At 70.2% G+C, this 23,016-nt stretch carries 20 protein-coding genes and 2 pseudogenes; 12 read left to right on the top strand and 10 right to left on the bottom strand.

All coding sequences use genetic code 11. From position 1 onward, the window contains the following. Positions 1–11: 11 nt before the first annotated feature. On the bottom strand, positions 12–254 hold the full coding sequence (locus MCHUDSM44219_RS09145; RefSeq protein WP_048418004.1) for a hypothetical protein: 243 nt from the start codon (positions 252–254) through the stop codon (positions 12–14). A gap of 89 nt (positions 255–343) precedes the next feature. Here MCHUDSM44219_RS09145 and ilvA point away from each other — a divergent pair, with 89 nt between their 5' ends. Continuing rightward, the gene (gene ilvA, locus MCHUDSM44219_RS09150; RefSeq protein ID WP_048418005.1) at positions 344–1,633 is read left to right on the top strand and encodes a threonine ammonia-lyase IlvA; all 1,290 of its coding nucleotides are present in this window, start codon (positions 344–346) and stop codon (positions 1,631–1,633) included. Positions 1,634–1,651: 18 nt separating this feature from the next. Here the strand turns inward: ilvA and MCHUDSM44219_RS09155 are convergent, their stop codons facing one another. The 6 genes and pseudogenes from MCHUDSM44219_RS09155 to MCHUDSM44219_RS09175 form a co-directional block, all read right to left on the bottom strand. Next, positions 1,652–2,080, bottom strand: coding sequence for a hypothetical protein (locus MCHUDSM44219_RS09155; protein WP_048417910.1), 429 nt, complete (start codon positions 2,078–2,080; stop codon positions 1,652–1,654). Between the two features lie 75 nt (positions 2,081–2,155). Next, positions 2,156–2,998: pseudogene (locus tag MCHUDSM44219_RS30855) on the bottom strand (DUF3459 domain-containing protein); the annotation flags it as partial. A 1-nt stretch (position 2,999) separates the two neighbouring features. After that, positions 3,000–3,861, bottom strand: a pseudogene (locus MCHUDSM44219_RS30860) (alpha-amylase family glycosyl hydrolase); the annotation flags it as partial. Continuing rightward, positions 3,854–6,154, bottom strand: coding sequence for a malto-oligosyltrehalose synthase (gene treY / locus MCHUDSM44219_RS09165; RefSeq protein ID WP_048417911.1), 2,301 nt, complete (start codon positions 6,152–6,154; stop codon positions 3,854–3,856). The gene treY and the pseudogene MCHUDSM44219_RS30860, both read right to left, overlap by 8 nt. After that, on the bottom strand, positions 6,154–8,280 hold the full coding sequence (gene glgX, locus MCHUDSM44219_RS09170) for a glycogen debranching protein GlgX (RefSeq protein WP_048418006.1): 2,127 nt from the start codon (positions 8,278–8,280) through the stop codon (positions 6,154–6,156). The genes treY and glgX overlap by 1 nt, the downstream gene beginning before the upstream one ends. Beyond that, a complete protein-coding gene (locus MCHUDSM44219_RS09175) occupies positions 8,277–10,460 on the bottom strand; it encodes an acetyltransferase SucT (protein ID WP_048417912.1) in 2,184 nt (727 codons plus the stop codon). The genes glgX and MCHUDSM44219_RS09175 overlap by 4 nt, the downstream gene beginning before the upstream one ends. A 23-nt stretch (positions 10,461–10,483) precedes the next feature. Between MCHUDSM44219_RS09175 and MCHUDSM44219_RS09180 the strand changes: the two genes are divergently transcribed. Genes MCHUDSM44219_RS09180 through MCHUDSM44219_RS09200 form a run of 5 tightly spaced genes read left to right on the top strand, consistent with a single transcriptional unit; the run spans position 10,484 to position 14,960 of the window. Then, on the top strand, positions 10,484–11,785 hold the full coding sequence (locus MCHUDSM44219_RS09180) for an adenosylmethionine--8-amino-7-oxononanoate transaminase (protein ID WP_048417913.1): 1,302 nt from the start codon (positions 10,484–10,486) through the stop codon (positions 11,783–11,785). Between the two features lie 36 nt (positions 11,786–11,821). After that, a complete protein-coding gene (locus MCHUDSM44219_RS09185) occupies positions 11,822–12,964 on the top strand; it encodes an 8-amino-7-oxononanoate synthase (RefSeq protein WP_048418007.1) in 1,143 nt (380 codons plus the stop codon). Beyond that, on the top strand, positions 12,961–13,638 hold the full coding sequence (gene bioD, locus MCHUDSM44219_RS09190) for a dethiobiotin synthase (protein ID WP_048417914.1): 678 nt from the start codon (positions 12,961–12,963) through the stop codon (positions 13,636–13,638). Before MCHUDSM44219_RS09185 ends, bioD begins: the two co-directional genes overlap by 4 nt. After that, positions 13,638–14,162, top strand: coding sequence for a 2'-5' RNA ligase family protein (locus tag MCHUDSM44219_RS09195; protein WP_048417915.1), 525 nt, complete (start codon positions 13,638–13,640; stop codon positions 14,160–14,162). Before bioD ends, MCHUDSM44219_RS09195 begins: the two co-directional genes overlap by 1 nt. A gap of 21 nt (positions 14,163–14,183) precedes the next feature. After that, positions 14,184–14,960 (top strand): hypothetical protein, encoded by a 777-nt coding sequence (locus MCHUDSM44219_RS09200; RefSeq protein WP_048417916.1) that lies wholly within the window; start codon positions 14,184–14,186, stop codon positions 14,958–14,960. Here the strand turns inward: MCHUDSM44219_RS09200 and MCHUDSM44219_RS09205 are convergent. After that, positions 14,957–15,535 (bottom strand): TetR family transcriptional regulator, encoded by a 579-nt coding sequence (locus MCHUDSM44219_RS09205; protein ID WP_048417917.1) that lies wholly within the window; start codon positions 15,533–15,535, stop codon positions 14,957–14,959. The two genes, MCHUDSM44219_RS09200 and MCHUDSM44219_RS09205, sit on opposite strands and share 4 nt — an antisense overlap. Before the next feature lie 85 nt (positions 15,536–15,620). On the opposite strand from MCHUDSM44219_RS09205, the gene bioB reads away from it, so the two are divergent. The 3 genes from bioB to MCHUDSM44219_RS09220 are packed head-to-tail and all read left to right on the top strand — an operon-like array spanning position 15,621 to position 17,469. Continuing rightward, positions 15,621–16,616 carry a biotin synthase BioB gene (gene bioB / locus MCHUDSM44219_RS09210; RefSeq protein ID WP_048417918.1) on the top strand — a complete coding sequence of 332 codons (996 nt, stop codon included), beginning with the start codon at positions 15,621–15,623 and terminating at the stop codon, positions 16,614–16,616. Further along, positions 16,616–16,843, top strand: a complete 228-nt coding sequence (gene bsaP, locus MCHUDSM44219_RS09215; protein ID WP_048417919.1) for a biotin synthase auxiliary protein BsaP — start codon at positions 16,616–16,618, stop codon at positions 16,841–16,843. Before bioB ends, bsaP begins: the two co-directional genes overlap by 1 nt. Then, positions 16,840–17,469: a DUF2567 domain-containing protein gene (locus MCHUDSM44219_RS09220; RefSeq protein ID WP_048417920.1), complete on the top strand. Its 630-nt coding sequence runs from the start codon at positions 16,840–16,842 to the stop codon at positions 17,467–17,469. Before bsaP ends, MCHUDSM44219_RS09220 begins: the two co-directional genes overlap by 4 nt. Here the strand turns inward: MCHUDSM44219_RS09220 and MCHUDSM44219_RS09225 are convergent. Both MCHUDSM44219_RS09225 and MCHUDSM44219_RS09230 read right to left on the bottom strand, forming a co-directional pair. Next, complete coding sequence (locus MCHUDSM44219_RS09225; RefSeq protein WP_048417921.1) at positions 17,405–18,757, bottom strand: lipase family protein; 1,353 nt, start codon at positions 18,755–18,757, stop codon at positions 17,405–17,407. The two genes, MCHUDSM44219_RS09220 and MCHUDSM44219_RS09225, sit on opposite strands and share 65 nt — an antisense overlap. Before the next feature lie 42 nt (positions 18,758–18,799). Beyond that, positions 18,800–19,504 carry an NUDIX hydrolase gene (locus MCHUDSM44219_RS09230; protein ID WP_048417922.1) on the bottom strand — a complete coding sequence of 235 codons (705 nt, stop codon included), beginning with the start codon at positions 19,502–19,504 and terminating at the stop codon, positions 18,800–18,802. Positions 19,505–19,550: 46 nt separating this feature from the next. Here MCHUDSM44219_RS09230 and nadA point away from each other — a divergent pair, with 46 nt between their 5' ends. Genes nadA through nadC form a run of 3 tightly spaced genes read left to right on the top strand, consistent with a single transcriptional unit; the run spans position 19,551 to position 23,016 of the window. Beyond that, positions 19,551–20,594, top strand: coding sequence for a quinolinate synthase NadA (gene nadA / locus MCHUDSM44219_RS09235; protein ID WP_048418008.1), 1,044 nt, complete (start codon positions 19,551–19,553; stop codon positions 20,592–20,594). Beyond that, complete coding sequence (locus MCHUDSM44219_RS09240) at positions 20,591–22,153, top strand: L-aspartate oxidase (RefSeq protein WP_048417923.1); 1,563 nt, start codon at positions 20,591–20,593, stop codon at positions 22,151–22,153. Before nadA ends, MCHUDSM44219_RS09240 begins: the two co-directional genes overlap by 4 nt. Then, complete coding sequence (gene nadC / locus MCHUDSM44219_RS09245) at positions 22,150–23,016, top strand: carboxylating nicotinate-nucleotide diphosphorylase (RefSeq protein WP_048418009.1); 867 nt, start codon at positions 22,150–22,152, stop codon at positions 23,014–23,016. Before MCHUDSM44219_RS09240 ends, nadC begins: the two co-directional genes overlap by 4 nt.

A 23,016-nucleotide genomic window follows, 5' to 3' on the forward strand; every position in this document is an offset into this window, starting at 1 on the left:
GCGGTGGGCGCTCAGTCCTTCGGCGCGCCCAGCATGCCTGCGGTGAGCCACACGATCGCGGCCACCCCGGCACCGGAGAGCACGGCGGGAGCGGCTGATGCCGTCGTCATGGCGACCACGGCGAAGACGATGAGACCAGTCAGCAGGGCAGCCACCTTGTAGGTGGGCCACGGCACACCGGCGATAGACACCGTCCCGGCGGGACGGGTCACGGCGTCACCCAGATCCTGCGAGAATTCCTGCGCAGTGGTCATGTGTTCCACGATAACCCTCAGAAGAGTTTTCGGCTAGCCGAAACTCGCGCGTTTCCGCTGGGGAGGGTTCCAGTGGCACCATGGTCGGCGTGTCCACCGAGCTGAGTCAGAGCCCCAGGATCGATCCCGCTGCGCCACTGCGCGCCGCGGACATCGACGAGGCCGCTCGGCGAATTTCGGGCGTGGTCTCCCAAACCCCGTTGCAGTTCAGCGACCGGCTCTCGGCGCTGACCGGCGCGCAGGTCTACCTCAAGCGCGAGGACCTGCAGGCGGTGCGCTCGTACAAGCTGCGCGGCGCCTACAACCTGCTCATGCAGCTGACGCCGGAGGAGAAGGCGGCCGGCGTGGTGTGCTCGTCGGCGGGCAACCACGCGCAGGGCTTCGCGCTGGCATGCCGCTCGATGGGGGTGCACGGCCGGGTATACGTGCCGGCCAAGACGCCCAAGCAGAAGCGCAACCGGATCCGCTATCACGGCGGGGACTTCATCGAGCTCATCGTCGGTGGAAAGACCTACGACCTGGCCGCCGAGGCCGCACGCGAGGACGTCGCGCGCACAGGGGCCACGCTGGTGCCGCCGTACGACGACCTTCGCACGATGGCCGGTCAGGGCACCATCGCCGTCGAGATTCTCGAGCAGCTCGGCGCGGAACCGGACCTGGTGGTCGTGCCGGTCGGTGGCGGCGGCTGCATCAGTGGCGTGACGACCTACCTCGCCGAGCGCACGGCCACCACGTCGGTGCTCGGCGTGGAGCCTGCGGGCGCGGCGGCCCTGGTGGCCGCGCTGGCGACGGGGGAGCCCGTCACACTGACCGAGGTCGACCAGTTCGTCGACGGCGCCGCGGTCGCCCGGGTCGGCACGCTGCCGTTCGCGGCGCTGTCAGCGGCGGGGGACATGGTGTCCATCACCACGGTCGACGAGGGCGCGGTGTGCACCGCGATGCTCGACCTCTACCAGAACGAGGGCATCATCGCCGAGCCCGCCGGCGCGCTGTCGGTGGCGGCGCTGCTCGACGCCGACATCGAGCCCGGCTCCACGGTGGTGTGCCTGATCTCCGGCGGAAACAACGACGTGTCCCGCTATGGCGAGGTGCTGGAGCGGTCGCTGGTGCACCTCGGCCTGAAGCATTACTTCCTGGTCGACTTCCCGCAGGAGCCCGGCGCCCTGCGCCGGTTCCTCGACGAGGTGCTGGGCCCCAACGACGACATCACGCTGTTCGAGTACGTCAAGCGCAACAACCGGGAGACCGGTGAGGCACTGGTCGGCATCGAGATGGGCTCGGCCTCCGACCTCGAGGGCCTGCTCGCCCGCATGCAGACCTCGGAGTGCCATGTCGAGCTGCTCGAGCCGGGCTCACCGACCTACCGCTACCTGACCTGACGCAGCACGGCGACGCCCTCACGCGGCCACCTGCAACAGGGCCTCGTCGTTGACGCGGAAGAAGGGCTCGACGGGAACCTCGAAATCCGCGGCGCAGTCCCTGATCAGCGATGCCCAACGGCGGTCGACCCGTGACACGCTGCCGAGGCCCGGTCTGGTCAGGCAGAACGCCACCGTCGTTCCCGGCTCGAAGGTCGTGAGGAAGTCCGACAGCACCGCCATGAGGTCGGCCACCAGCGTCGGGTCGGGCGCGGCCGGGATCTCGATGTCGCTGAGTACTTTGAGGAAACAGCGGTTCGGCCCGACGAGCACGAAGCGCAGCAGGCGTTCGCCGAAGCCGAGGGGTCCCATCACAGCACGCCAGCGTTGACGCAAATCGGCCTCGGACCGGATAGGTTCTGTTGCGGTCTCGATCGCCGGGATCGCCGTCAGCTCTGTGTGTTTCATGCCGACATCATCGACCCGGCTACGTCACCGGGCTATTCGTCCATCCACAGGCCGGTTGGCTGTGGATGACCGGCGTCAGGTCTTCAGGACCGTGACAGAATGCCCGCCCAGCCGGGTCGCGTCAGCCCCGAGGTCGGGCTCGCCCCACGTGAGCACCGCCTGACCGGTCACCGGCACATCGACGTCCTTCTCGCCGAGGTTGCACGCGATCGCGAATGCGCCACGGCGCATCAGGAACCAGCGGGCGTCCTCGTCGTAGTCGATCTGCAGGTGGTCCAGCCACGGATCGGCCAGGTCAGGATCGTTGCGCAGCGCGATCAGGCCTTGGTAGAAGGCCCGCAGCCGACCGTGGTCACCCTCGTCGACCTCGTCCCACTTCAGCTTCGACCGCTCGAAGGTCGCGGGGTCCTGCGGATCGGGGATCTCGTCGGCGTCCCAGCCGTGGTCGGCGAACTCCCGCTTGCGGCCCTCGGCGGTCGCCCGGGCCAGATCGGGTTCGGGGTGACTGCTGAAGAACTGGAACGGCGACGACGACGCCCACTCTTCGCCCATGAAGAGCATTGCGGTGTAGGGCGATCCGAGCGCGAGGGCAGCCTTGATGGCCAGCTGGCCGGTGGTGAGGTTCTGTGACGGTCGGTCCCCGATGGCCCGGTTGCCGACCTGATCGTGGGTCAGCGTGTAGGCGAGCAGGCGGGTGGCCGGGATCGTCGCGGTGTCCAGCGGTCGGCCGTGCCGGCGCTGCCGGAACGACGAGAACGTGCCCGCGTGGAAGTAGCCGTGCCGCAGCGTCTGCGCCAACGCTTCCAGCGTGCCGAAATCGCTGTAGTAGCCCTGACGTTCCCCGGACACCGCGGTGTGGATCGCGTGGTGGATGTCGTCGTCCCACTGCGCGGTAGATCGGAAGAGCGTCGTGTAGGGNCGTTGAGGTCGCTCTCGGCGACCAGCGACAGCGGACGGCCGAGTTCGCCTGCCAGCGAATCGGTTTCGGCCGACATCTCCTCGAGGATGTGGATGGCGGTGGTGTCGACGAGCGCGTGGACGGCGTCCAGACGCAGACCGTCGGCGTGGAACTCGCGCATCCAGCGCAGCGCGCAATCCAGGATGTAGCGCCGCACCTGGTCCGCGCCGGCATCGGCGATGTTGATCGACTCGCCCCACGGGTTCGAGCCCGAGGACAGGTACGGGCCGAACTCGGGCAGGTAGTTTCCCGACGGGCCCAGGTGGTTGAAGACGGCGTCGATCAGCACCCCGAGGCCGCGCCGGTGGCACGCGTCGATCAAGCGGATCAGCCCGTCCGGGCCGCCGTAGGGTTCGTGCACGGCGTACCAGAGCACGCCGTCATAACCCCACCCGTGGGTGCCGCCGAACGCGTTGACCGGCATCACCTCGACGAAATCCACGCCGAGATCGACGAGGTAGTCCAGCTTGTCGATCGCCGAGTCGAACGTGCCGTCGGGCGTGAAGGTCCCGATGTGCAGTTCGTAGATCACCGCACCCTCGATCGAGCGGCCCTGCCAGTCGGCATCCGACCACGCATCGGCCTGCGGTTGCCACAGCTGCGAACGTTCGTGCACGCCCTCGGGTTGGCGCGGGGAGCGGGGATCGGGAAGCACTTTGGGGTTGTCGTCGAGCACGAACCCGTAGCGCGCATCCGGGGCAGCGTCCACGACCGCGCGCCACCAGCCGTCCTCGGCGCGCTCCATCGGATGCAGGGTGCCCTCGACGTCCAGGCGGACGACGTCGGGTTTCGGCGCCCAGACGGTGAACTCGTGCTCAGGCATCGGCACGCACCAGCAACGCCACCGGAAGGTCGGCGAACAGGTCCGCCGCCGCCACCGCGTCGGTGTGGTTGCGGCCGGAAAGCCGGTCGGTCCACGCACCTGCCGGAAGCGTCACAGTGGTTTTCCCCCAATCGGTTTCGGCGAGCCGCACCGTCCACCGGCGTACCGCCACCACGACGTCGTCGCCGCGTCCGAACGCGAGGACGTGCTGGGCGTGGGTCCCGTCGGCGGGCACCGGGCGGTAGCCGCCGGCCAGGAACGACTCGGGGCGCTCACGGCGCAACCGCAGCGCCTCCCGCACGACGCGCAGCTTCGGATGCGTCAGCTCGGCCAGCGCGGTCCGTCGGGCCGCGTAGTCCACCGCACGCCGGTTGTCCGGGTCGACCAGGCTGTCCTCCCAGAGCTCGGTGCCCTGATAGACATCCGGCACGCCGGGCCCAGTGAGCGCGATCAGCTTCTGGCCCAGCGCATCGGCCTGCGCGTGCTCCTCGAGACGCGCCACCAGTTCGGTCAGCCCGGCGGCGACCGGTCCGTCGAGCACGGCGTCGATCCAGCTGTGCACCGCGGACTCGAAGTCGGTGTCCGGGTCGTTCCACGTGGTGTGCAGCGCGGCCTCGCGGATCGCCTTCTCCGTATAGGCGTGCAGACGTTCGCGCAACGCGTCGGTGACCGAGCCGTCGGCCGGCCAGACGCCGAAGATGTTCTGCAACAAGAAGAGTCCGGTGAGCGGATCGGGGGAGGGGGTCGTGCGTTCCCAGCCCTGCACCATCTCGGTCCACAGCGAGGGCACCTGCGAGAGCACCCCGATGCGGGCGCGGACGTCCTCGCCGCGTTTGGTGTCATGGGTCGACAGCGTCGTCATCGCGGTCGGCCACAGCGCCGCGCGCACCTGCGCCCGGGTGTGGAACTCCGCCGCGCTGACCCCGAAGTACTCGGGCTCACCGCCCACCTCGTTGAGCGAGACCAGCCGCGCGTCGCGGTAGAACAGGCAGTCCTCCATCGACTTCGCGGTCGCGGCGCCGCACAGTTGCTGCAGCCGCACCCCGACCTCACTGCCCGCGGCCAGGGCGGCGGTCAGCAGCTGGAGCGCCTCGGCCAGATCCGGCCGGGCGGCGACGGTCTCGGAGAGGGCCTCCGGCAGCACCAGCGGCAGCGACAGGTAGTCCGAGCGGTACACGCCGATGTGGCTGAGCAACTCGGCGATCGCCTCACCGAGCAGGTCGTGATCGCGACCGGTGGCGGCGGTCACCGCGCGGCGCACCCGGGCCAGCTCACTGGCGAGCGTGACGGTCACCGCCTGCACCTTGAGCCGGCGGGCCTCGGCGGTCATCCCGGAGTAGTCCACGCCGGCCGAGGAGATGAGTGCGGTCAGCGACTCCTCACCGGTGGGGTCGACGAACACGCCGCCGGCCTCGCGCAGTGCGTCATAGCCGGTGGTACCGGCCACCGGAAGGCTCGGATCCAACGGTTCGGGGACGGCGAGGATCTTCTCGATGACGATCCACGCCTGCGGGCCGGCCAGTTCCCGCAACCAGCCGAGATAGCCGGTGGGGTCGGACAATCCGTCGGGGTGGTCGATCCGGATGCCGTCGACCAGCCCTTCGTCGAACCAGCGTTTGACCTCGACGTGGGTGGCGTCGAAGACCGCCCGATCCTCCTGACGCAGCCCGGCCAGTGAGGTGATCGAGAAGAAGCGGCGATATCCGCAGATCCCGTGTCGCCACCCGATCAGCTTGTAGTGCTGCCGGTCGTGCACCTGCGATCCGGTGGCGCCGTCGTCGGCGGTACCGGGGCTGATCGGATACGCCAGGTCACCGAGGCGCAACGTGTCCCCGTCGACGACCAGATCGGCGACGTCGTCGTCGGAGCCCAGCACGGGGAGCACGATCCGCCCGTCGGGGTCCAGCGACCAGTCGATGTCGAAGTACGAGGAGTACGCGGAGTCCCGGCCGTGGGTGAGCAGGTCCCACCACCACGCATTCTGCCGGGGGATGTCGACGCCGACGTGGTTGGGCACGATGTCCACGATCACGCCGAGTCCGGCTGCCTTCGCCGTCGCGACGAGGCTCGAGAACCCTTCGGGTCCACCGAGTTCGGCGGAGATCGTGGTCGGATCGGTGACGTCGTAGCCGTGCGTGGAGCCTTCGGCGGCGGTCAGGATGGGGGACAGGTACAGGTGCGACACCCCGAGGTCGGCGAGGTAGTCGACGAGCTTCTCGGCGTCGGCGAACGTGAAGGCCTCACCGCTGGCGGCGCCGCGCATCTGCAGGCGGTAGGTCGAGAGAACGGCCATCAGGCGGTCTTACGCAGAACGAGCAGGGACCGGGGCGCCAGCGTGATCTTCTCGCCGGCCGCCACGGTCACGTCGGCGGCGCCGGTGGGATCGGCGGTGTTCAGGTCGGCCACCCATTCCTTGGCGTAATCATCTTGCGGCGCAACGAAATCCTGGTCTTCACCGTGGGCGTTGAAGCACAGCAGGAAGGAATCGTCGATGACCCGTTCCCCCCGTTCGTTCGGTGCGGCGATCGCGTCGCCGTTGAGGAACACCGCCACGCACTGGCCCAGCCCGGTCTCCCAGTCCGCCAGGTCCATCTCCTTGCCCGACGGGGTCAGCCAGGAGATGTCGCGGACCTGGTGGCCGGTGCGGATCGGTTTGCCTTCGAAGAAGCGCCTGCGCCGGAACACCGGGTGGCTCTTGCGGAACTTGATCACCTTGCGGGTGAACTCCAGCAGGTCGGCGTTGGTCTCGCACAGCGACCAGTCCATCCAGGACAGCTCGTTGTCCTGGCAGTAGACGTTGTTGTTACCGCGCTGCGTGCGGCCGATCTCATCGCCGTGGGCGATCATCGGCGTGCCCTGGGAGAGCATCAATGTGCCGACGATGTTGCGCATCTGCTTACCGCGCAGCGCGAGGATGTCGGGATCGTCGGTGGGGCCTTCGACGCCGCAGTTCCAGGACCGGTTGTGGCTTTCGCCGTCCCGGTTGTCCTCGCCGTTGGCCTCGTTGTGTTTTTCGTTGTAGGACACCAGGTCAGCCAGCGTGAAGCCGTCGTGACACGTGACGAAGTTGATGCTCGCACTCGGCCGCCGGCCGGTTGCTTCGTAGAGGTCGGACGAACCCGTCAGCCGGGACGCGAACTCACCTAGGGTTGCGGGCTCTCCCCGCCAGTAATCACGCACAGTGTCGCGATACTTCCCATTCCATTCGGTCCACAAACCTGGGAAATTGCCGACCTGGTAACCGCCTTCACCGACGTCCCACGGCTCGGCGATCAGCTTGACCTGACTGACGACCGGATCCTGCTGCACCAGGTCGAAGAACGCCGACAGCCGGTCCACGTCGTAGAACTCGCGGGCCAGGGTGGCCGCCAGGTCGAAGCGGAAACCGTCGACGTGCATCTCGAGCACCCAGTACCGCAGCGAATCCATGATGAGCTGCAGCGTGTGCGGGTGGCGGGCGTTGAGACTGTTGCCGGTTCCGGTGAAATCCTTGTAGTACCGGGGGTCGCCGTCGAGCAGCCGGTAGTAGGCGGCGTTGTCGATGCCGCGGAAGTTGATGGTCGGCCCCAGGTGATTGCCCTCGGCCGTGTGGTTGTAGACGACGTCGAGGATCACCTCGATACCCGCCTCGTGGAACGCGCGCACCATCGTCTTGAACTCGGCGACCGCGCCGCCGGCGTACCTGCTGGCGGCATACTGGTAGTGCGGGGCGAAGAACCCGAACGTGTTGTAGCCCCAGTAGTTTCGCAGCCCGAGGTCGAGCAGGCGGTGGTCGTGCATGAACTGGTGCACCGGCATCAGTTCGATCGCGGTCACGTTCAGCGACTTGAGGTGGTCGATGATCGCGGGATGCCCGAGGCCGGCGTAGGTGCCGCGCAGCTCCTCGGGGATTCCCGGGTGCGTCTGCGTCATGCCTTTGACGTGGGCCTCGTAGATGATGGTCTCGTGGTAGGGGGTGCGCGGCGCCCGGTCGGACGCCCATTGGAAGAACGGGTTGATCACCACGCTGGTCATGGTGTGACCCAGTGAGTCGATGCGCGGCGGCACACCGCCGCTGGCGAGGTCCTCGGCGTTCAGGTCGTAGGAGTACAGCGCCTGGGAGAACTCGAAGTCCCCGTGGAAGGCCTTGCCGTACGGGTCGAGCAGCAGCTTGCTCGGATCGCAGCGGTGCCCCGAGGCGGGATCCCATGGCCCGTGCACCCGGAACCCGTAGCGCTGGCCCGGAGTCACGGTCGGCAGGTAGGCGTGCCACACGTAGCTGTCGACCTCGTCGAGGTTGACGCGCTCCTCGCGGCCGTCCTTGCCGATCAGGCACAACTCGACCCGCTCGGCGACCTCGGAGAACACCGAGAAGTTGGTGCCCGAGCCGTCATAGGCGGAGCCCAGCGGATACGGCGAGCCCGGCCAGACCGTCGTCATCGGACCGGCCACCAGCCGGTGGCGGCACCCAGCTGACGGCCCAGTTCACCGGTCATGGTCCTCATGTAGGTCGACGAGATGTGGTGAGCGTCGTGATAGATCAACACGTTCCCCTCCACGGCTCGGCAGTAGTCCGGACGACACACCGCGTCGCTCATGTCGAGCGGCTTGAGCAGCGGGAACTGGGCGACGTAGTCCAGCGTCGGGTTGTGATCCGACAGTACTTCGGATCGGGGGATTCCGCAGGAGATGGCGTCACCTCCGTCGGCGAGGCAGTCCGACGGGAAGAAGGGTTCGCCGTCGCGCACCATCCACGGCGTGTCCCGCATCGCCAGTATCGGAATTTTGTTGTCCGACAGTTCTTTCCAGATGCCCAGATAGCTCGAGGGCATCACGTCGCCCGGTTTGATGTTCCACGGCCGGGTGGAGGTCGTGAACACGAAGTCGGGCTTGTCGACGACCAGCTTGCCCATCACCCGCTGGTTCCACTGATGGCACTTCGGGTAGGGGTCGTTGTTGCCCATCACCAGCGGGACTTCCTCGGTGGTCAGCGGGCAGCCCATCTTCAGATAGGTGACGACCTTGAAGTGGTGCATCCGTCCGAGCAGGTCCAACGCGGTGATCCAATGCTCGGCGTGCGAGCCGCCCGCCAGGGCGATGGTGCGGGTGGCCGCCTTGTCGCCGTAGGTGCAGTTGATGACGCCGACGTTGTCGAAGTCGCTGATGCAGCCGTCGACGGTGGACTCGGGGATGTCGTTCTTGGCCTCGAGCGCCGTCGGGCGCATCGGCAGCTTGGGTACCCGGGCGTTGTTCACCAGCGCCCGCGCGCCCGGGTAGTCCCGCGGCGACAGTTCGGCGAGTTCCTTGCCGTTGGCCCGCAGCACGGTGACGTGTTCACGCCACGTGAACGAGGTGGCCGTCAGCGCGACGCCGAGCAGCGCCACCGTGGAGCCCAGCACGATCGTCGGGCGGCGCAGCCGGGTGCGCAGCGGCACCGACGGCGCTTTCGCGGCGGGCCGGGTCGCCGGCCGGCGGCCCGCGCGCAGCGGCTCCTCGACGTAGCGGGTGGTCAGCCAGGCCAGCAGACCGGACACCAGCAGGACCCCCGCGCCCTCGACGACGTTGACCGCCGAGCGCCCGGTGTAGGCCAGATAGAAGATCAGCAGCGGCCAGTGCCACAGGTACAGCGAGTACGCCATCGCACCCAGCGACACGAACGGCGCGGTGGCCAGCAGCCGGTTCGGGGCGGGGAGGCGGCCGCCGGTGTGCGGGTCGGCGTACCGGTTGGCGGCCGACAGGATGAACAGCACCGTGGCGCCCACCGGCACCAGCGCCCACGGCCCGGGGAACTCGCGCACGCCGTCGATGAGTGCCCCGCAGGACAGGATCGCGCCGAGCCCGACGAGCGCGGCCAGCGTGCGCAGCCACATCGGGCACCGCAGCGACGGGACGACCGCGCCGACGAGGGCGCCCAGCAGCAGCTCCCAGGCCCGCGCGAAGCTGTTGTAGTAGGCCGTGGCCTGGTCGGTGTCGTGCGCGATGATGGCGTAGACGAACGACGCGATGGTCAGCGCCGTCAGCAGCACCACGAACGCGGTGCGCATGTGCCTGCCGAACACCCGCCGAAACAGCAGCGCCGCGAGCAGGATCAGCGCCAGGAACGCGATGTAGAACTGCCCCTGCACCGACATCGACCAGATGTGCTGCAGCGGGCTGACGGCCTCCCCGGCGCGCAGGTAGTTCGACGCGGTGTTGGCCAGTTCCCAGTTCTGGTAGTACCCGAGGCTGGCCAGGCTCTGATCGGCGAAGGTCTCCCAGCGGGTCTCGGGCTGGATCAGGATCGTCAGCACCGCGGACACGGCGAGCACGACGACCAGCGCGGGCAGCAGCCGCCGGATGAGGCGGGTGATCTCGGGCACCGGGCGCGGGAACGCACCCGGGGTCAGCACCCCGCGCAACAGCCGGCCCCCGAAGAAGAAGCCGGACAGCACCAGGAACACGTCGACGCCGCCCGAGACGCGGCCGAACCAGACGTGGAACACCGCCACCAGTGCGATCGCGATGCCCCGCAGCCCGTCGAGATCGTGGCGGTAGAACCCGGCGGTCCGCGTCCCCAGGGAGGTCACCGGTGGCGGCCCCGAGGCTTTCGTGGCCGGCCGGGCGGGAGCGAGGGTCATCATGATCGACGGCTAATCTACCGAAGGTGCCTGCGTTGACGCCTATCGAGATCAGCGCCATCGACGCCGCTCACATCTGGCATCCGTACAGCCCGATGGGGGCCGACGCGCTGGCCCCGGTGGTCGCCCTGGGTGCCCGTGGCGCCTGGCTGACCCTCTCGCACGAGGGTCGCACCGTCGAGGTTCTCGACGCGATGGCGTCGTGGTGGACCGCCGTGCACGGCCACGGCCATCCCGCGCTGGACGCGGCGATCACCCGTCAGCTCGCGACGATGAACCACGTCATGTTCGGCGGGCTGACCCACGAGCCCGCGGCGCGGCTGGCGCAGCTGCTCGTCGAGCTGACGCCGGCCGGGCTGGAGACGGTGTTCTTCAGCGACTCCGGGTCGGTGTCGGTGGAGGTCGCGATCAAGATGGCGCTGCAGTACTGGCGCGGCAGCGGCCACGCCGGCAAGCGCCGGCTGATGACCTGGCGCGGCGGCTATCACGGCGACACGTTCACCCCGATGAGTGTGTGCGACCCGCAGGGTGGCATGCACGCGCTGTGGACCGGGGAGCATTCACTGCTGGCCGACCAGGTCTTCGCGCCCGCGGTGCCGTCGGCCTACGACCCCGGCTACAGCGAGGCGTTCGAAGAGCAGCTGGCCCGGCACGCCGACGAACTGGCCGCGGTGATCGTGGAACCCGTGGTGCAGGGCGCGGGCGGCATGCGGTTCCACGACCCGCGGTATCTGGCCGACCTGCGCCGGATCTGCGACGAGCACGACGTGCTGCTGATCTTCGACGAGATCGCCACCGGGTTCGGGCGCACCGGTGCGCTGTTCGCCGCCGACCACGCCGGGGTGAGCCCGGACATCATGTGCGTGGGCAAGGCGCTGACGGGCGGCTACCTGACGCTGGCGGCCACGCTGTGCACCCGGCGCATCGCCGAGTCCATCAGTTCCCATCCGCCCGGTGCGCTGATGCACGGGCCGACGTTCATGGCCAACGCGCTGGCGTGCGCGGTCGGTGTGGCGTCGGTCGAGCTGCTGCTCGCCGGCGACTGGCGCGCCCAGGTGCAGGCGATCGAGCAGGGGCTGCGGACCGGTCTGGAACTCGCGGCGGAGTTGGACAACGTCGCCGACGTGCGTGTCCTCGGCGCGGTGGGTGTCCTGGAGCTCGACCGCGACGTCGACCTGCGCATCGCCACGCCGGCGGCGATCGAGCACGGGGTGTGGCTGCGCCCGTTCCGCAATCTGATCTACGTGATGCCGCCCTACATCTGCACGCCGGGGGAGATCGGCCAGATCACCTCGGCGATGACCGAGGTCGCGCGTGCACTAACCTGAACGGTGTTCAAGTCCCCGTTCGAGTGAGGAGTGCCGGTGACGCGCATCGGTCTGTCGCCGCTGGCGTGGCTCGACGACGTCGAGGTTCAGCGGCGCGCCGCCGGGCTGCGGCGGTCACTGCGCACCCGCCCGCCCGTCGAGGCGGAGCTCGACCTCGCCTCCAACGACTACCTCGGCCTCGCGCAGCACCCGCGGGTGCTCGACGGCGGCGTCGCGGCGCTGCGCACCTGGGGCGCCGGCTCGACAGGCTCGCGGCTGGTCACCGGCAACACCGAACTCCACGAGGTGTTCGAGCAGGAGTTGGCCGCGTTCGTCGGGGCGGCGTCGGCGCTCGTGTTCTCCTCGGGGTACACGGCCAATCTCGGCGCGGTCGTCGCGCTGTCGGGTCCCGGATCGCTGCTGGTCTCCGATGCGCTGACCCATGCGTCGCTGGTCGATGCCTGCCGGTTGTCGCGGGCCCGTGTCGTCGTGACACCCCACGCCGACGTCTCCGCCGTGGAGGCCGCGCTGGCTGCGCGATCCGAGGAGCGCGCCGTGGTGGTCACCGACTCGGTGTTCTCCGCCGACGGGACGTTGGCGCCGCTGCGGGCGCTGCACGACGCCTGCCGTCGGCAGGGTGCGCTGCTGATCGTCGACGAGGCCCACGGCCTCGGGGTGCGCGGCACCGGCGGCAGGGGTCTGCTGCACGAGGTCGGGCTGGCGGGCGCCCCCGACGTGGTGATGACGACGACGCTGTCCAAGGCGCTGGGCAGCCAGGGCGGTGTCGTGCTCGGCCCCACGGCGGTGCGCGACCATCTGATCGATGCGGCGCGGCCGTTCATCTTCGACACCGGCCTGGCGCCGGCCGCCGTCGGCGCCGCCCGCGCCGCCCTGCAGGTACTGATCGACGAGCCGTGGCGCGCGCAGCGCGTCCTCGACCACGCCGCGACACTGGCCGCGCTCTGTGACGTCGCCGAGGTGCCGGCGTCGGCGGTGGTGTCGGTGATCCTGGGCGAGCCCGAGGTCGCGCTGGCCGCGGCGGCGGCGTGCGCACAGCGCGGCGTCCGGGTCGGGTGCTTCCGTCCGCCGACCGTGCCCGCGGGCACCTCCCGGCTGCGGCTCACGGCCAGGGCGTCGCTGTCCGACGAGGAGATGGCGCTGGCGCGTGACGTGCTGACCGACGTGCTGGCGGCCCGATGAGTGTGCTCGTCGTCACCGGAACGGGAACGGGGGTCGGCAAGACCGTCGCCACCGCTGCGCTGGCCTGTCAGGCCCGGCTCTCCGGGCGCGACGTCGCGGTGTGCAAGCCCGTGCAGACCGGCACGGTCGACGGCGACGACGACCTCGCCGAGATCGGCCGGCTGGCCGGCGTCGACGCGCTGTATCCGGGTTGGCGCTATCCCGAGCCGCTGGCCCCGCTGGCCGCCGCCGAGCGGGCGGGCGCCGCGCTGCCGACCCGGGCGGAGCTGATCGACCTGGTCGCCCGCGCCGACGCGCCGGGGCGCCTGACGCTGGTCGAGGGGGCCGGCGGGCTGCTCGTCGAACTGGGGGAGGGTGGCGTGACGCTGCGCGACCTCGCCGCGGACCTCGCCGCGCCGGTGCTGATCGTGGTCGCGGCCGGGTTGGGCACCCTCAACCACACCGCCCTGACGCTCGAAGCGCTTGCCGCCCATGATGTTTCGTGTGCCGGCCTGGTGATCGGAGCGTGGCCGGCGCAGCCGGGCACCGCCGAGATCGACAACCGGGACGCGCTGGCGCGGCTGGCGCCGGTGCGGGCTGCGCTGCCGGCGGGGCTGGGCACGCTCGGCACGGCCGACTTCGGTCAGATCAGCTCGACGGCGTTCGACCCGGTCTGGTTGGCGGGCCTGCGCTAGTGGCGCACTCCGTGGAGGTGCTCTTCGACGCCGCCACCGAGGCCGTGCTGCGTGGTCTGTGGGACGCGCTGGCCGCCGCCGGGCTGCCGAGCCAGGCCGGCCACACCGCGCCGAGCAACCGACCGCACGCGACGCTGACCGTCGCCGAACACATCGACGCATCGGTCGACATCGCCTTACGTCCGACGCTCGAACACCTGCCGCTGCCGTGCGTGATCGGCGCTCCGATGCTCTTCGGGGGCGGTCGCACCGTCACGCTCGTGCGGCTCGTGGTGCCCTCGTCGGAGCTGCTGGCCCTGCATGACGACGTCCACCGGGTGTGCCTGCCGCACATGCCGAACGGGCCGCTGCCGCATGCTGATCCGGGTCACTGGACACCACACGTCACGCTGGCGCGGCGCCTGGCGCCCGATCGGTTACCGGCCGCGATGGCGGTGCCGGACCTGAGCCGCGAGGTGGAGGGCCTCATCACGGGCCTTCGACACTGGGACGGCAACGCCAAAGAGGAACACTGGATCAGCTGATCTGCGGTACCTTCCTGGTCGGTGGCCAAGCGATCCGACGAGGAGCCCGGCCGGACCTCCGACTGGAGCCCCGGCCGCGTGCACTGGTGGACGACCACCTCGATCGCGATCATCGGTGCGATCGTCGGCGGGACGTCGCTCATCCTGAACTTCTTCTATCAGCCGAGCCCGCCGCCGACCACGATCTCCTCAGGTCACTCCGAGTTCATGAAGCTGAGCTATTCCGACCGGATCGACCGCTGCGTGCCGTACATCTCGGCGAACCTCCCGGCGTGGCAGGACCGCTGGCGCACGGCCCTGGACGGCAGCGGCGGCGCGCGCCAGAAGCCGCCGGTGCCGTTCGCCGGGCTCGGTGACGCGGACGCCAGGGGGCAGGCGATCGTGAACACCTATCTGGCGGTGGTCAACTACGCCGAGAAGCTCGCGCCCACCGACGAGGGCGAGAACCTGCTGTCGTGCATCTACGCTCCGGTGCTGAAAATGGATCCCGCACAGCGCTATCCGGACGTCGAGGCGCTGGTCGGCAGTGGCAACGAAACCCCCAAGGCCGACAACATCGTGGTCGCCGAGAGCCCGACCTACACCCAGGGCGAGTTCGCCGGCGTCACCGCCGAGGGTCGTCCGAGCAAGATCGTCGAGGTGGTCATCCGCCCGGGTCCGAGCGAGGCGCACCGCCAGCTGGGGTTCGCGTTGGTGTCGGGCCACGAGCAGGGGGTCCGGATGTGGGCACTCAACGCCTCGGTGGACCGGGGTGATCCGCAGTGGATGGCCGACATCCCGCGGTACCGCGGCTTCTAGACCCGCTGTTCCCGTCGCGCCAGGATTCCGTCGATCAGCAACTGCACCCCGAAATCGAAGCGGGCACCCGGATCGTCGGTCAGCAGTGAGGGCCCCTCGGGCAGCTCCGCCCCCGCCGCATCCCACTGCCGCCGCGACTGCTCGTCGACGGTGAACCCGAGCACGTAGTACACGACGGTGCGCGCGGTCAGCTCCGCGTTGGCGGTCGCCACCCCGGCGTCGAGGGCCGCGTCGCCGAGCCGGCCGAGCACGTCGGTCATCACGGCGGACTGCCCGGCCGCGAAGCTCGCCGACACCAGCTCGGCGCCGTCGGTGTGCGAGAGCAGCGCGTCACGCAGTTGGGCGCAGATGCCGGCGACGCGGGTGCGCCAGTCACCGGCGGGCGCGCCCACCGGCTGCAGGATCCGGTCGGCCACCGCGCCGAGCAGTTGCTGCTTGTTGGCGAAGTGCCAGTACAGCGCGCCCGGTGAGACCTCGAGCTCGCGCGCCAGCCGCCGCATCGACAGATCGGCGATCCCGTATTCGTCCAGCAGGGCCGTCGCCGCGTCGACCACGTCGCGTTTGTGGAGCTGCACGCCAGTACCCTAACCTGAACACCGTTCAATTGTCGGCTCCGCCGACGGTGTTCGAGAGCGTGAGACCACGAGGGAGACGGAACTGATGAGCGACATTCTGGCGGTGGCACGCGAGCAGGTGCTCGAGCGGGGTGTCGGCCTCGACCAGGACCAGACCCTGCAGGTGCTGCAGCTGCCGGACGATCGCCTCGACGATCTGCTGGCGCTGGCCCACGAGGTCCGGATGGCGCATTGCGGTCCCGATGTCGAGGTCGAGGGCATCATCAGCCTGAAGACCGGCGGCTGCCCCGAGGACTGCCACTTCTGTTCGCAGTCAGGGCTTTTCGCGTCACCGGTGCGCAGTGCGTGGCTGGACGTCCCGAGTCTGGTGGAGGCCGCCAAGCAGACCGCCAAGACCGGCGCCACCGAGTTCTGCATCGTGGCCGCGGTGCGTGGCCCCGACGAGCGCCTGCTGGCCCAGGTCGCCGCGGGCATCGAGGCGATCCGCAACGAGGTGGACATCCAGATCGCGTGCTCGCTGGGCATGCTCACCCAGGAGCAGGTCGAGCAGCTCTCCGCGATGGGCGTGCACCGCTACAACCACAACCTGGAGACCGCGCGGTCGTTCTTCACCAACGTGGTGACCACCCACAGCTGGGAGGAGCGGTGGGAGACGCTGCAGATGGTGCGCGACGCCGGCATGGAGGTGTGCTGCGGCGGCATCCTCGGCATGGGCGAGACGCTGGAGCAACGCGCCGAATTCGCCGCTAACCTCGCCGAACTGGATCCGCACGAGGTGCCGCTGAACTTCCTCAACCCGCGCCCGGGCACCCCGTTCGGTGACCTCGAGGTGCTGCCAGCGGCCGAGGCGCTCAAGGCCGTCGCCGCGTTCCGGCTGGCCCTGCCCCGCACGATGCTGCGGTTCGCCGGCGGTCGCGAGATCACGCTCGGCGACCTGGGCGCCAAGAAGGGCATCCTCGGCGGCATCAACGCCGTCATCGTCGGCAACTACCTGACGACGCTGGGCCGGCCCGCCGAGGCCGATCTCGAGCTGCTCGAGGACCTGCAGATGCCGATCAAGGCACTCAACGCCAGCCTGTGATGGTGCGCGATCTGCCCGCGCCGGTGGGTGCCGGCGTCTACAACGTCTACACCGGCGAACCCGCGGGCAGTACCGTGCCGACCGCCGCCGCGCTGGGACTGGAACCGCCGCGGTTCTGTGCCGAATGCGGGCGGCGGATGATCGTGCAGGTGCGTCCCGACGGGTGGTGGGCCAAGTGCTCGAGGCACGGGCAGGTGGACTCGAGAGATCTGGAGTTGTACCGATGAGCCGGACGCATGCGGTGCTGTGGGTCGTGGTCGGGCTGGCCGCTGCCGGAGCGCTGTGCGGCGCGGTGTGGGCCTGGCTGGCCCCGCCGATCCACGGCGTGGTGGCGCTGACCCGCAGCAACGAGCGGGTCAAGGCGTACCTGGGCAACGAGGCCGACCACTTCTTCACCGCGGCAGCACTTCTCGTCGGAATGCTGGCGGTGCTCGCCGTCGTGGCCGCGGTCGCGGTGTGGCAGTGGCGCCGCCACCGCGGACCGGTGATGATGGCCGCGCTGTGCCTGGGGTCGGTGGCCGCGTCGGCGGCCGCGGTGGGCGTCGGGGCGGCCCTGGTGCGCTGGCGCTACGGCCACATCGACGTGGCGACGGTTCCGGTCTCCGAGCAGAACCGGGTGCACTACGTGACGGAGGCGCCGGCGGTGTTCTTCGGTCACACACCGCTGCAGGTGGCGCTCACGCTGCTGTTCCCCGCGGCGGTGGCGGCCATCGTCTACGTGCTGGCGGCGGTGTCCACCTCGCGTGACGATCTCGGCGGCTGGCCGCCGGTCGAGCCGGCCGCGCCGGTTATCGGTCGAACCGCGACAGAGGTTGACGCTCCACCCGTCGCCCCGTCATCACCTTCACCGTGATCGTGCCCAGGGTGAGCATCCCGCGGTAGGTCGAGGGGTTCAGCAGGGTGGGCCATTTGGTCCGCTTCACGTGCGTGCGCAGCGGCGCCCCGGCGAATCGGTCCCGGAGCCAGCGCAGCGTCATCGGCGCCGACATGGGGTGCAGCAGCAGGTGCTCGCTGAGCAGGTCGCGGTGGTAGGTCACGCGCGCTCCGCCCCGGGTGTAGGTGTGGGTCAGCTCGTCGATGTCGTCGACGGAGATGATGCGGTCGTGCACGGCCTGCACGATCAGCAGCGGGATCGTCGGTGCGGCGGTGCCGAGCTTGATGCTCGCGAAGACGTTCTGCACCTCCGGCGTCAGCAGGATCTCCTCGAGCGGGCGGTCGATCATGGTGGCCATGTCGCGGCCGGCGCAGGTGACCATCGCGTGCGCGGTGGTCATCTTCTGAATCCGGTCCAGCATCGCTTTGCCCTCGTCGGTGGCGTGGGTCTGGATGATCTCGTCGAGCTCGGGGTAGATGTGGCACAGCGCGGCGACCACCAGCGCGGGCAGGCCGGCGTAGATGCTGCCGTTGAGCCGGCGGAACGCATGGCCGAGGTCGCCGACGGGCGAACCGAGGACCGCGCCCACGACGTTCAGCTCGGGCGCGTAGCTGTCCTGCACCTCGGCGGCCCAGGCCGAGGCCAGTCCGCCGCCCGAGTAGCCCCACAGCCCGATCGGCGACTTCGACGTCAGGCCGAACGACTGGTGGTTGATGGCCGCACGGATGCCGTCGAGGATGTGGTAGCCCGGCTCGTAGGGCGCGCCCCACATGCCGGCCGACCCTTCGTGGTCGGGCACCGAGACGGCCCAGCCCTCCGCCAGCGCGGCGGCGACCAGCAGGAACTCGAACTGCGCGACGGCGCCGATGGCCTTGGCGCCCCGGCGAAGGGCGTACGACGGGAAGCAGCGGCTCGCGACGGCGTCGATCGCGCACTGGTAGGACATGATCGGCAGCGGTCGTTCGGGATCGCGCTCGGTGGGGATCACCACGGTGGTGACGCCGGCCTGCGGGTCACCCTTGAAGTCGGTGGTGCGGTAGAGCAGCTGGGTGGCGGTGAATTTCTGCGGGACGAACCCGAGAAACGCCAGTTCGACGTCCCGGGAGCGCAACACCGTGCCGGGGCGGGCGTGCTCGAAACCCTCCGGCGGCTGGTAGAAGGGATCCTCGGCCGGGAGGATGGGCCGGTGCCTGGGCCGGAGCGGCTCGTGGTGGGGTTGGCCGATCCATTCGGCCCCGGTCGCCCGCGCCACATTGCCCAAGTCCATCCCCGCATTGTTACTTAAGAAGGCGTTAAGAAGCCAGCCGACTCACCCGGGCGGGCGCAAAGCAGCGAATTCGTCGGTCACCCGGTAGCGCGGATCGGCGAAGCGGTACAGGGCGGCCGGGCGGCCCCCGCTGCGGCCTGACCGGGCGGTGGTGCCCGTCCTGGTGATGACATGGCGACGCTCGAGCACCCGCTGCAGATTGGTCGCGTCGACCGGGTGCCCGAGTGCCGCGCTGTAGATGTCCCGCAGCGTCGACAGCGCGAATTCACCTGGTGCCAAGGCGAATCCGATGTTGGTGTACGACAACTTGGCCACCAGCCGGTTGTGCGCGTGGTCGACCATCGGGCCGTGGTCGAACGCCATCGGCGGTAGGTCGCTGACCGGGTGCCAGCGCGTGTCCGACGGGAGCTCGGGCGTCGCGGGGGAGGGCACCAGGCCCAGGAAGGTGGACGCGATCGTGCGATCGCCCGGCACCCGGTCGGGGTCGGAGAACACCGCCAACTGCTCGAGGTGAGCGAGTTCACGCAGGTCCACCTTCTCGGCCAGTTGGCGCCGCACCGAGTCCGTCAGCGTCTCGTCATGACCCAGTCGGCCGCCGGGCAGGGACCACCTGCCGCGCTCCGGATCCAGGGCCCGCTGCCATAACAGCACGTGAAGCGCCGGTTTCCCGGCGGTGGCGGGTCCCTGCTGCGGACGAACCTGGAACACCGCGGCCAGGACCTCGTGGTGAGTGCTACGATGTGGCATGTTTTCGATTGTAAGTCGAAAACCTGGAAGAGTGAAGGAGACGGCGATGACCGTACTCACGGGGTCCTTCGACGCCGCGCTGGCCGACAAGATCGTCGACGGCCCCGAGGGCTTCTCCGGCGTCGAGGGCGACGCCGCCTGGGCGGCGGAGGTCCGCCGACTTCTCGACCTGCGGGGCGCGACGCTGCTGGCGCACAACTATCAGTTGCCGGCCATCCAGGACGTCGCCGACCACGTCGGCGACTCGCTGGCCCTGTCGCGGATCGCCGCCGAGGCGCCCGAGGACACCATCGTGTTCGCCGGTGTGCACTTCATGGCCGAGACCGCCAAGATCCTCTCGCCGGACAAGACCGTGCTGATCCCCGACCAGCGGGCCGGCTGCTCGCTGGCCGACTCGATCACCGCCGATGAGTTGCGCGCCTGGAAGGCCGATCATCCCGGCGCCGTCGTGGTGTCCTACGTCAACACCACCGCCGCGGTGAAGGCCGAGACCGACATCTGCTGCACGTCGTCGAACGCCGTCGAGGTCGTCGCGTCGATCCCGGCCGACCGCGAGGTGCTGTTCTGCCCGGACCAGTTCCTCGGCGCGCACGTGCGCCGCATTACCGGCCGGACCAACCTGCACGTCTGGGCCGGCGAATGCCACGTGCACGCGGGCATCAACGGCGACGAACTCGCCGCGCAGGCCCGCAGCCACCCCGATGCGGAGCTGTTCGTCCACCCCGAATGCGGATGTGCCACCTCGGCGCTGTACCTCGCCGGTGAGGGCGCCTTCCCGGCGGACCGGGTGAAGATCCTGTCCACCGGAGGGATGCTCGACGCCGCCAAGACCTCGCACGCCACGCAGGTGCTGGTCGCGACCGAGGTCGGCATGCTGCACCAGTTGCGCCGTGCCGCACCGGGTATCGATTTCCAGGCCGTCAACGACCGGGCGTCCTGCAAGTACATGAAGATGATCACGCCGGCGGCGCTGCTGCGCTGCCTGGTCGAGGGCGCCGACGAGGTGCACGTCGACCGCGACGTCGCGGCCGCGGCCCGTCGCAGCGTGACCCGGATGATCGAGATCGGGCAGCCCGGCGGCGGGGAATGACCGCCGCCACCGGCTGCGGCGGCGCCGGCGTCTGGCGCCGCCGAGCCGACGTCGTCGTGATCGGCACCGGGGTGGCCGGGCTGGCCGCCGCGCTGGCCGCACACCGCCGTGGCCGCACGGTCGTGCTGCTGAGCAAGGCGGGGGAGACCGCCACGTTCTACGCCCAGGGCGGCATCGCCGTCGTCCTGGCCGGCGTGCACGCCGACGGTGACTCGATCGACGCCCATGTGGCCGACACACTCGCCGCGGGCGCCGGTCTGTGCGATCCCGAGGCGGTGCGGTCCATCGTCGCCGACGGCTCCCGGGCCGTCGCCGAATTGGTCGGCGCCGGAGCCCATTTCGACGAGTCCGCGCCCGGCCAGTGGGCGCTGACCCGCGAGGGTGGGCATTCCCGGCGACGCATCATCCACTCCGGTGGCGACGCGACCGGCGCGGAGGTGCAGCGCGCCCTCGACCACGCCGCCGCCCACCTGGACATCCGCCGCAATCACGTCGCGCTCGACCTGCTGATCGACGACGGCGCGATCGCCGGCGTCTCGGTGCTCAGCGAGGACGGCCTCGGCGCCGTCTACGCGCCCTCGGTGATCCTGGCGACCGGCGGGGCGGGGCACCTCTATCAGGCCACCACGAACCCCGAGGGGTCCACCGGCGACGGGGTCGCGCTGGCGATGTGGGCCGGAGTGCCGGTCTCCGACGTCGAGTTCGTCCAGTTCCACCCGACCATGCTCTACACCGGCCCGGCCGGCGGGCGGCGACCGCTCGTCACCGAGGCACTGCGCGGCGAGGGCGCCAGACTGGTTGATGCACAGGGCAACTCGGTGACTTCCGGAGTGCACCCGATGGGCGACCTGGCCCCGCGCGACGTCGTCGCCGCGGCCATCGAGGCGCGGCTGGCCGAATCCGGCGATGCCTGCGTCTTTCTCGACGCGCGGGGCGTGGCCGACGTCGCGCGCCGCTTCCCGACCGTCACCGCCGCCTGCCGGGCGGCGGGGCTCGATCCGGCGGCGCAGCCGATCCCCGTCGTTCCCGGTGCGCACTACAGCTGCGGGGGCGTGGTCACCGATGTCCACGGCCGTACCGCGATCCCCGGTCTGCTCGCCGCCGGCGAGGTGGCCCGCACCGGGATGCACGGCGCGAACCGGTTGGCCTCCAACAGCCTGCTCGAAGGTCTGGTGGTGGGCGGTCGCGCGGGAGTCGCAGCCGCGGAGCACGCCGTCGACGCCGGTCCGGCCCGGGTGGTCGCGCCGGTACCGTCGCCGCGGCCCGTGCTCGCCCGCCCCGAGCTGCAGCAGGCGATGAGCCGGCACGCCTCCGTCGTCCGCGACGACGCCGGGTTGGGTCTGCTGATCGAGCGGCTCGACTCGGCCGCTTCGCGAATCGTCAACTCGCGCAGCACCTTCGAGGACGCCGCGCTGACCACGGTGGCCGGCGCCGTCGCCGCCGCCGCGCGGGCCCGCACCGAGACCCGCGGCAGCCACCACCGTCGCGACTTCCCCGACACCGACCCGGCGCAGGCGGCCAGTATCGTCTGCGCTCCGGTGGCAGCGGGGTGCCGATGAGGGCCACGACGTTGTCGGCCGACGAGCTCACCGACGCTCGTGCGCTGATCGGCCGCGCACTGGAGGAGGACCTGCGGTACGGGCCCGACGTCACCACGCTGGCCACCGTGGCGGCCGACGCCGCCACGACGGCGTCGGTGGTGGCCCGCGAACCGGGGGTGATCGCGGGCGGGGAACTCGCGCTCATCGTGTTCGACGAGGTGCTCGGCCCTGACGGCTACCGGGTGACGCACCAGGTGCCCGACGGCACCCGGCTCGAGGCAGGCGGTGCGGCGCTGACCGTGGAGGGTCCGACGCGTGGCCTGCTGACCGCCGAACGGACCATGCTCAACCTGCTCTGCCACCTGTCGGGTATCGCCACCGCGACGGCCGCCTGGGTCGACGCGGTGTCCGGGACCTCGGCCCAGATCCGGGACACCCGCAAGACGCTGCCGGGTCTGCGCTCGCTGCAGAAGTACGCCGTGCGGGTCGGCGGGGGCGTGAACCACCGGCTGGGACTCGGCGACGCGGCGCTGATCAAGGACAACCACGTCGCCGCCGCCGGCTCCGTGGTGGCCGCGCTGCGCCAGGTGCGCGCGGCTGCGCCCGATCTGCCGTGCGAGGTCGAGGTCGACTCGCTCGAGCAGCTCGACGACGTGCTGGCCGAAGGGGTCGAACTGGTGCTGCTGGACAACTTCCCGGTATGGCAGACGCAGATCGCCGTGCAGCGGCGCGCCGCCCGATCACCGGAGACGAAGCTGGAGTCCTCCGGCGGGCTGTCGCTGGAGACCGCTGCGGAGTACGCGGGCACCGGCGTGGACTACCTCGCCGTCGGGGCGCTCACCCACTCGGTGCGGGTCCTCGACCTGGGGCTGGATCTGTAG

The organism is Mycolicibacterium chubuense (assembly GCF_001044255.1).
Taxonomy (GTDB): Bacteria; Actinomycetota; Actinomycetes; order Mycobacteriales; family Mycobacteriaceae; genus Mycobacterium; species Mycobacterium chubuense.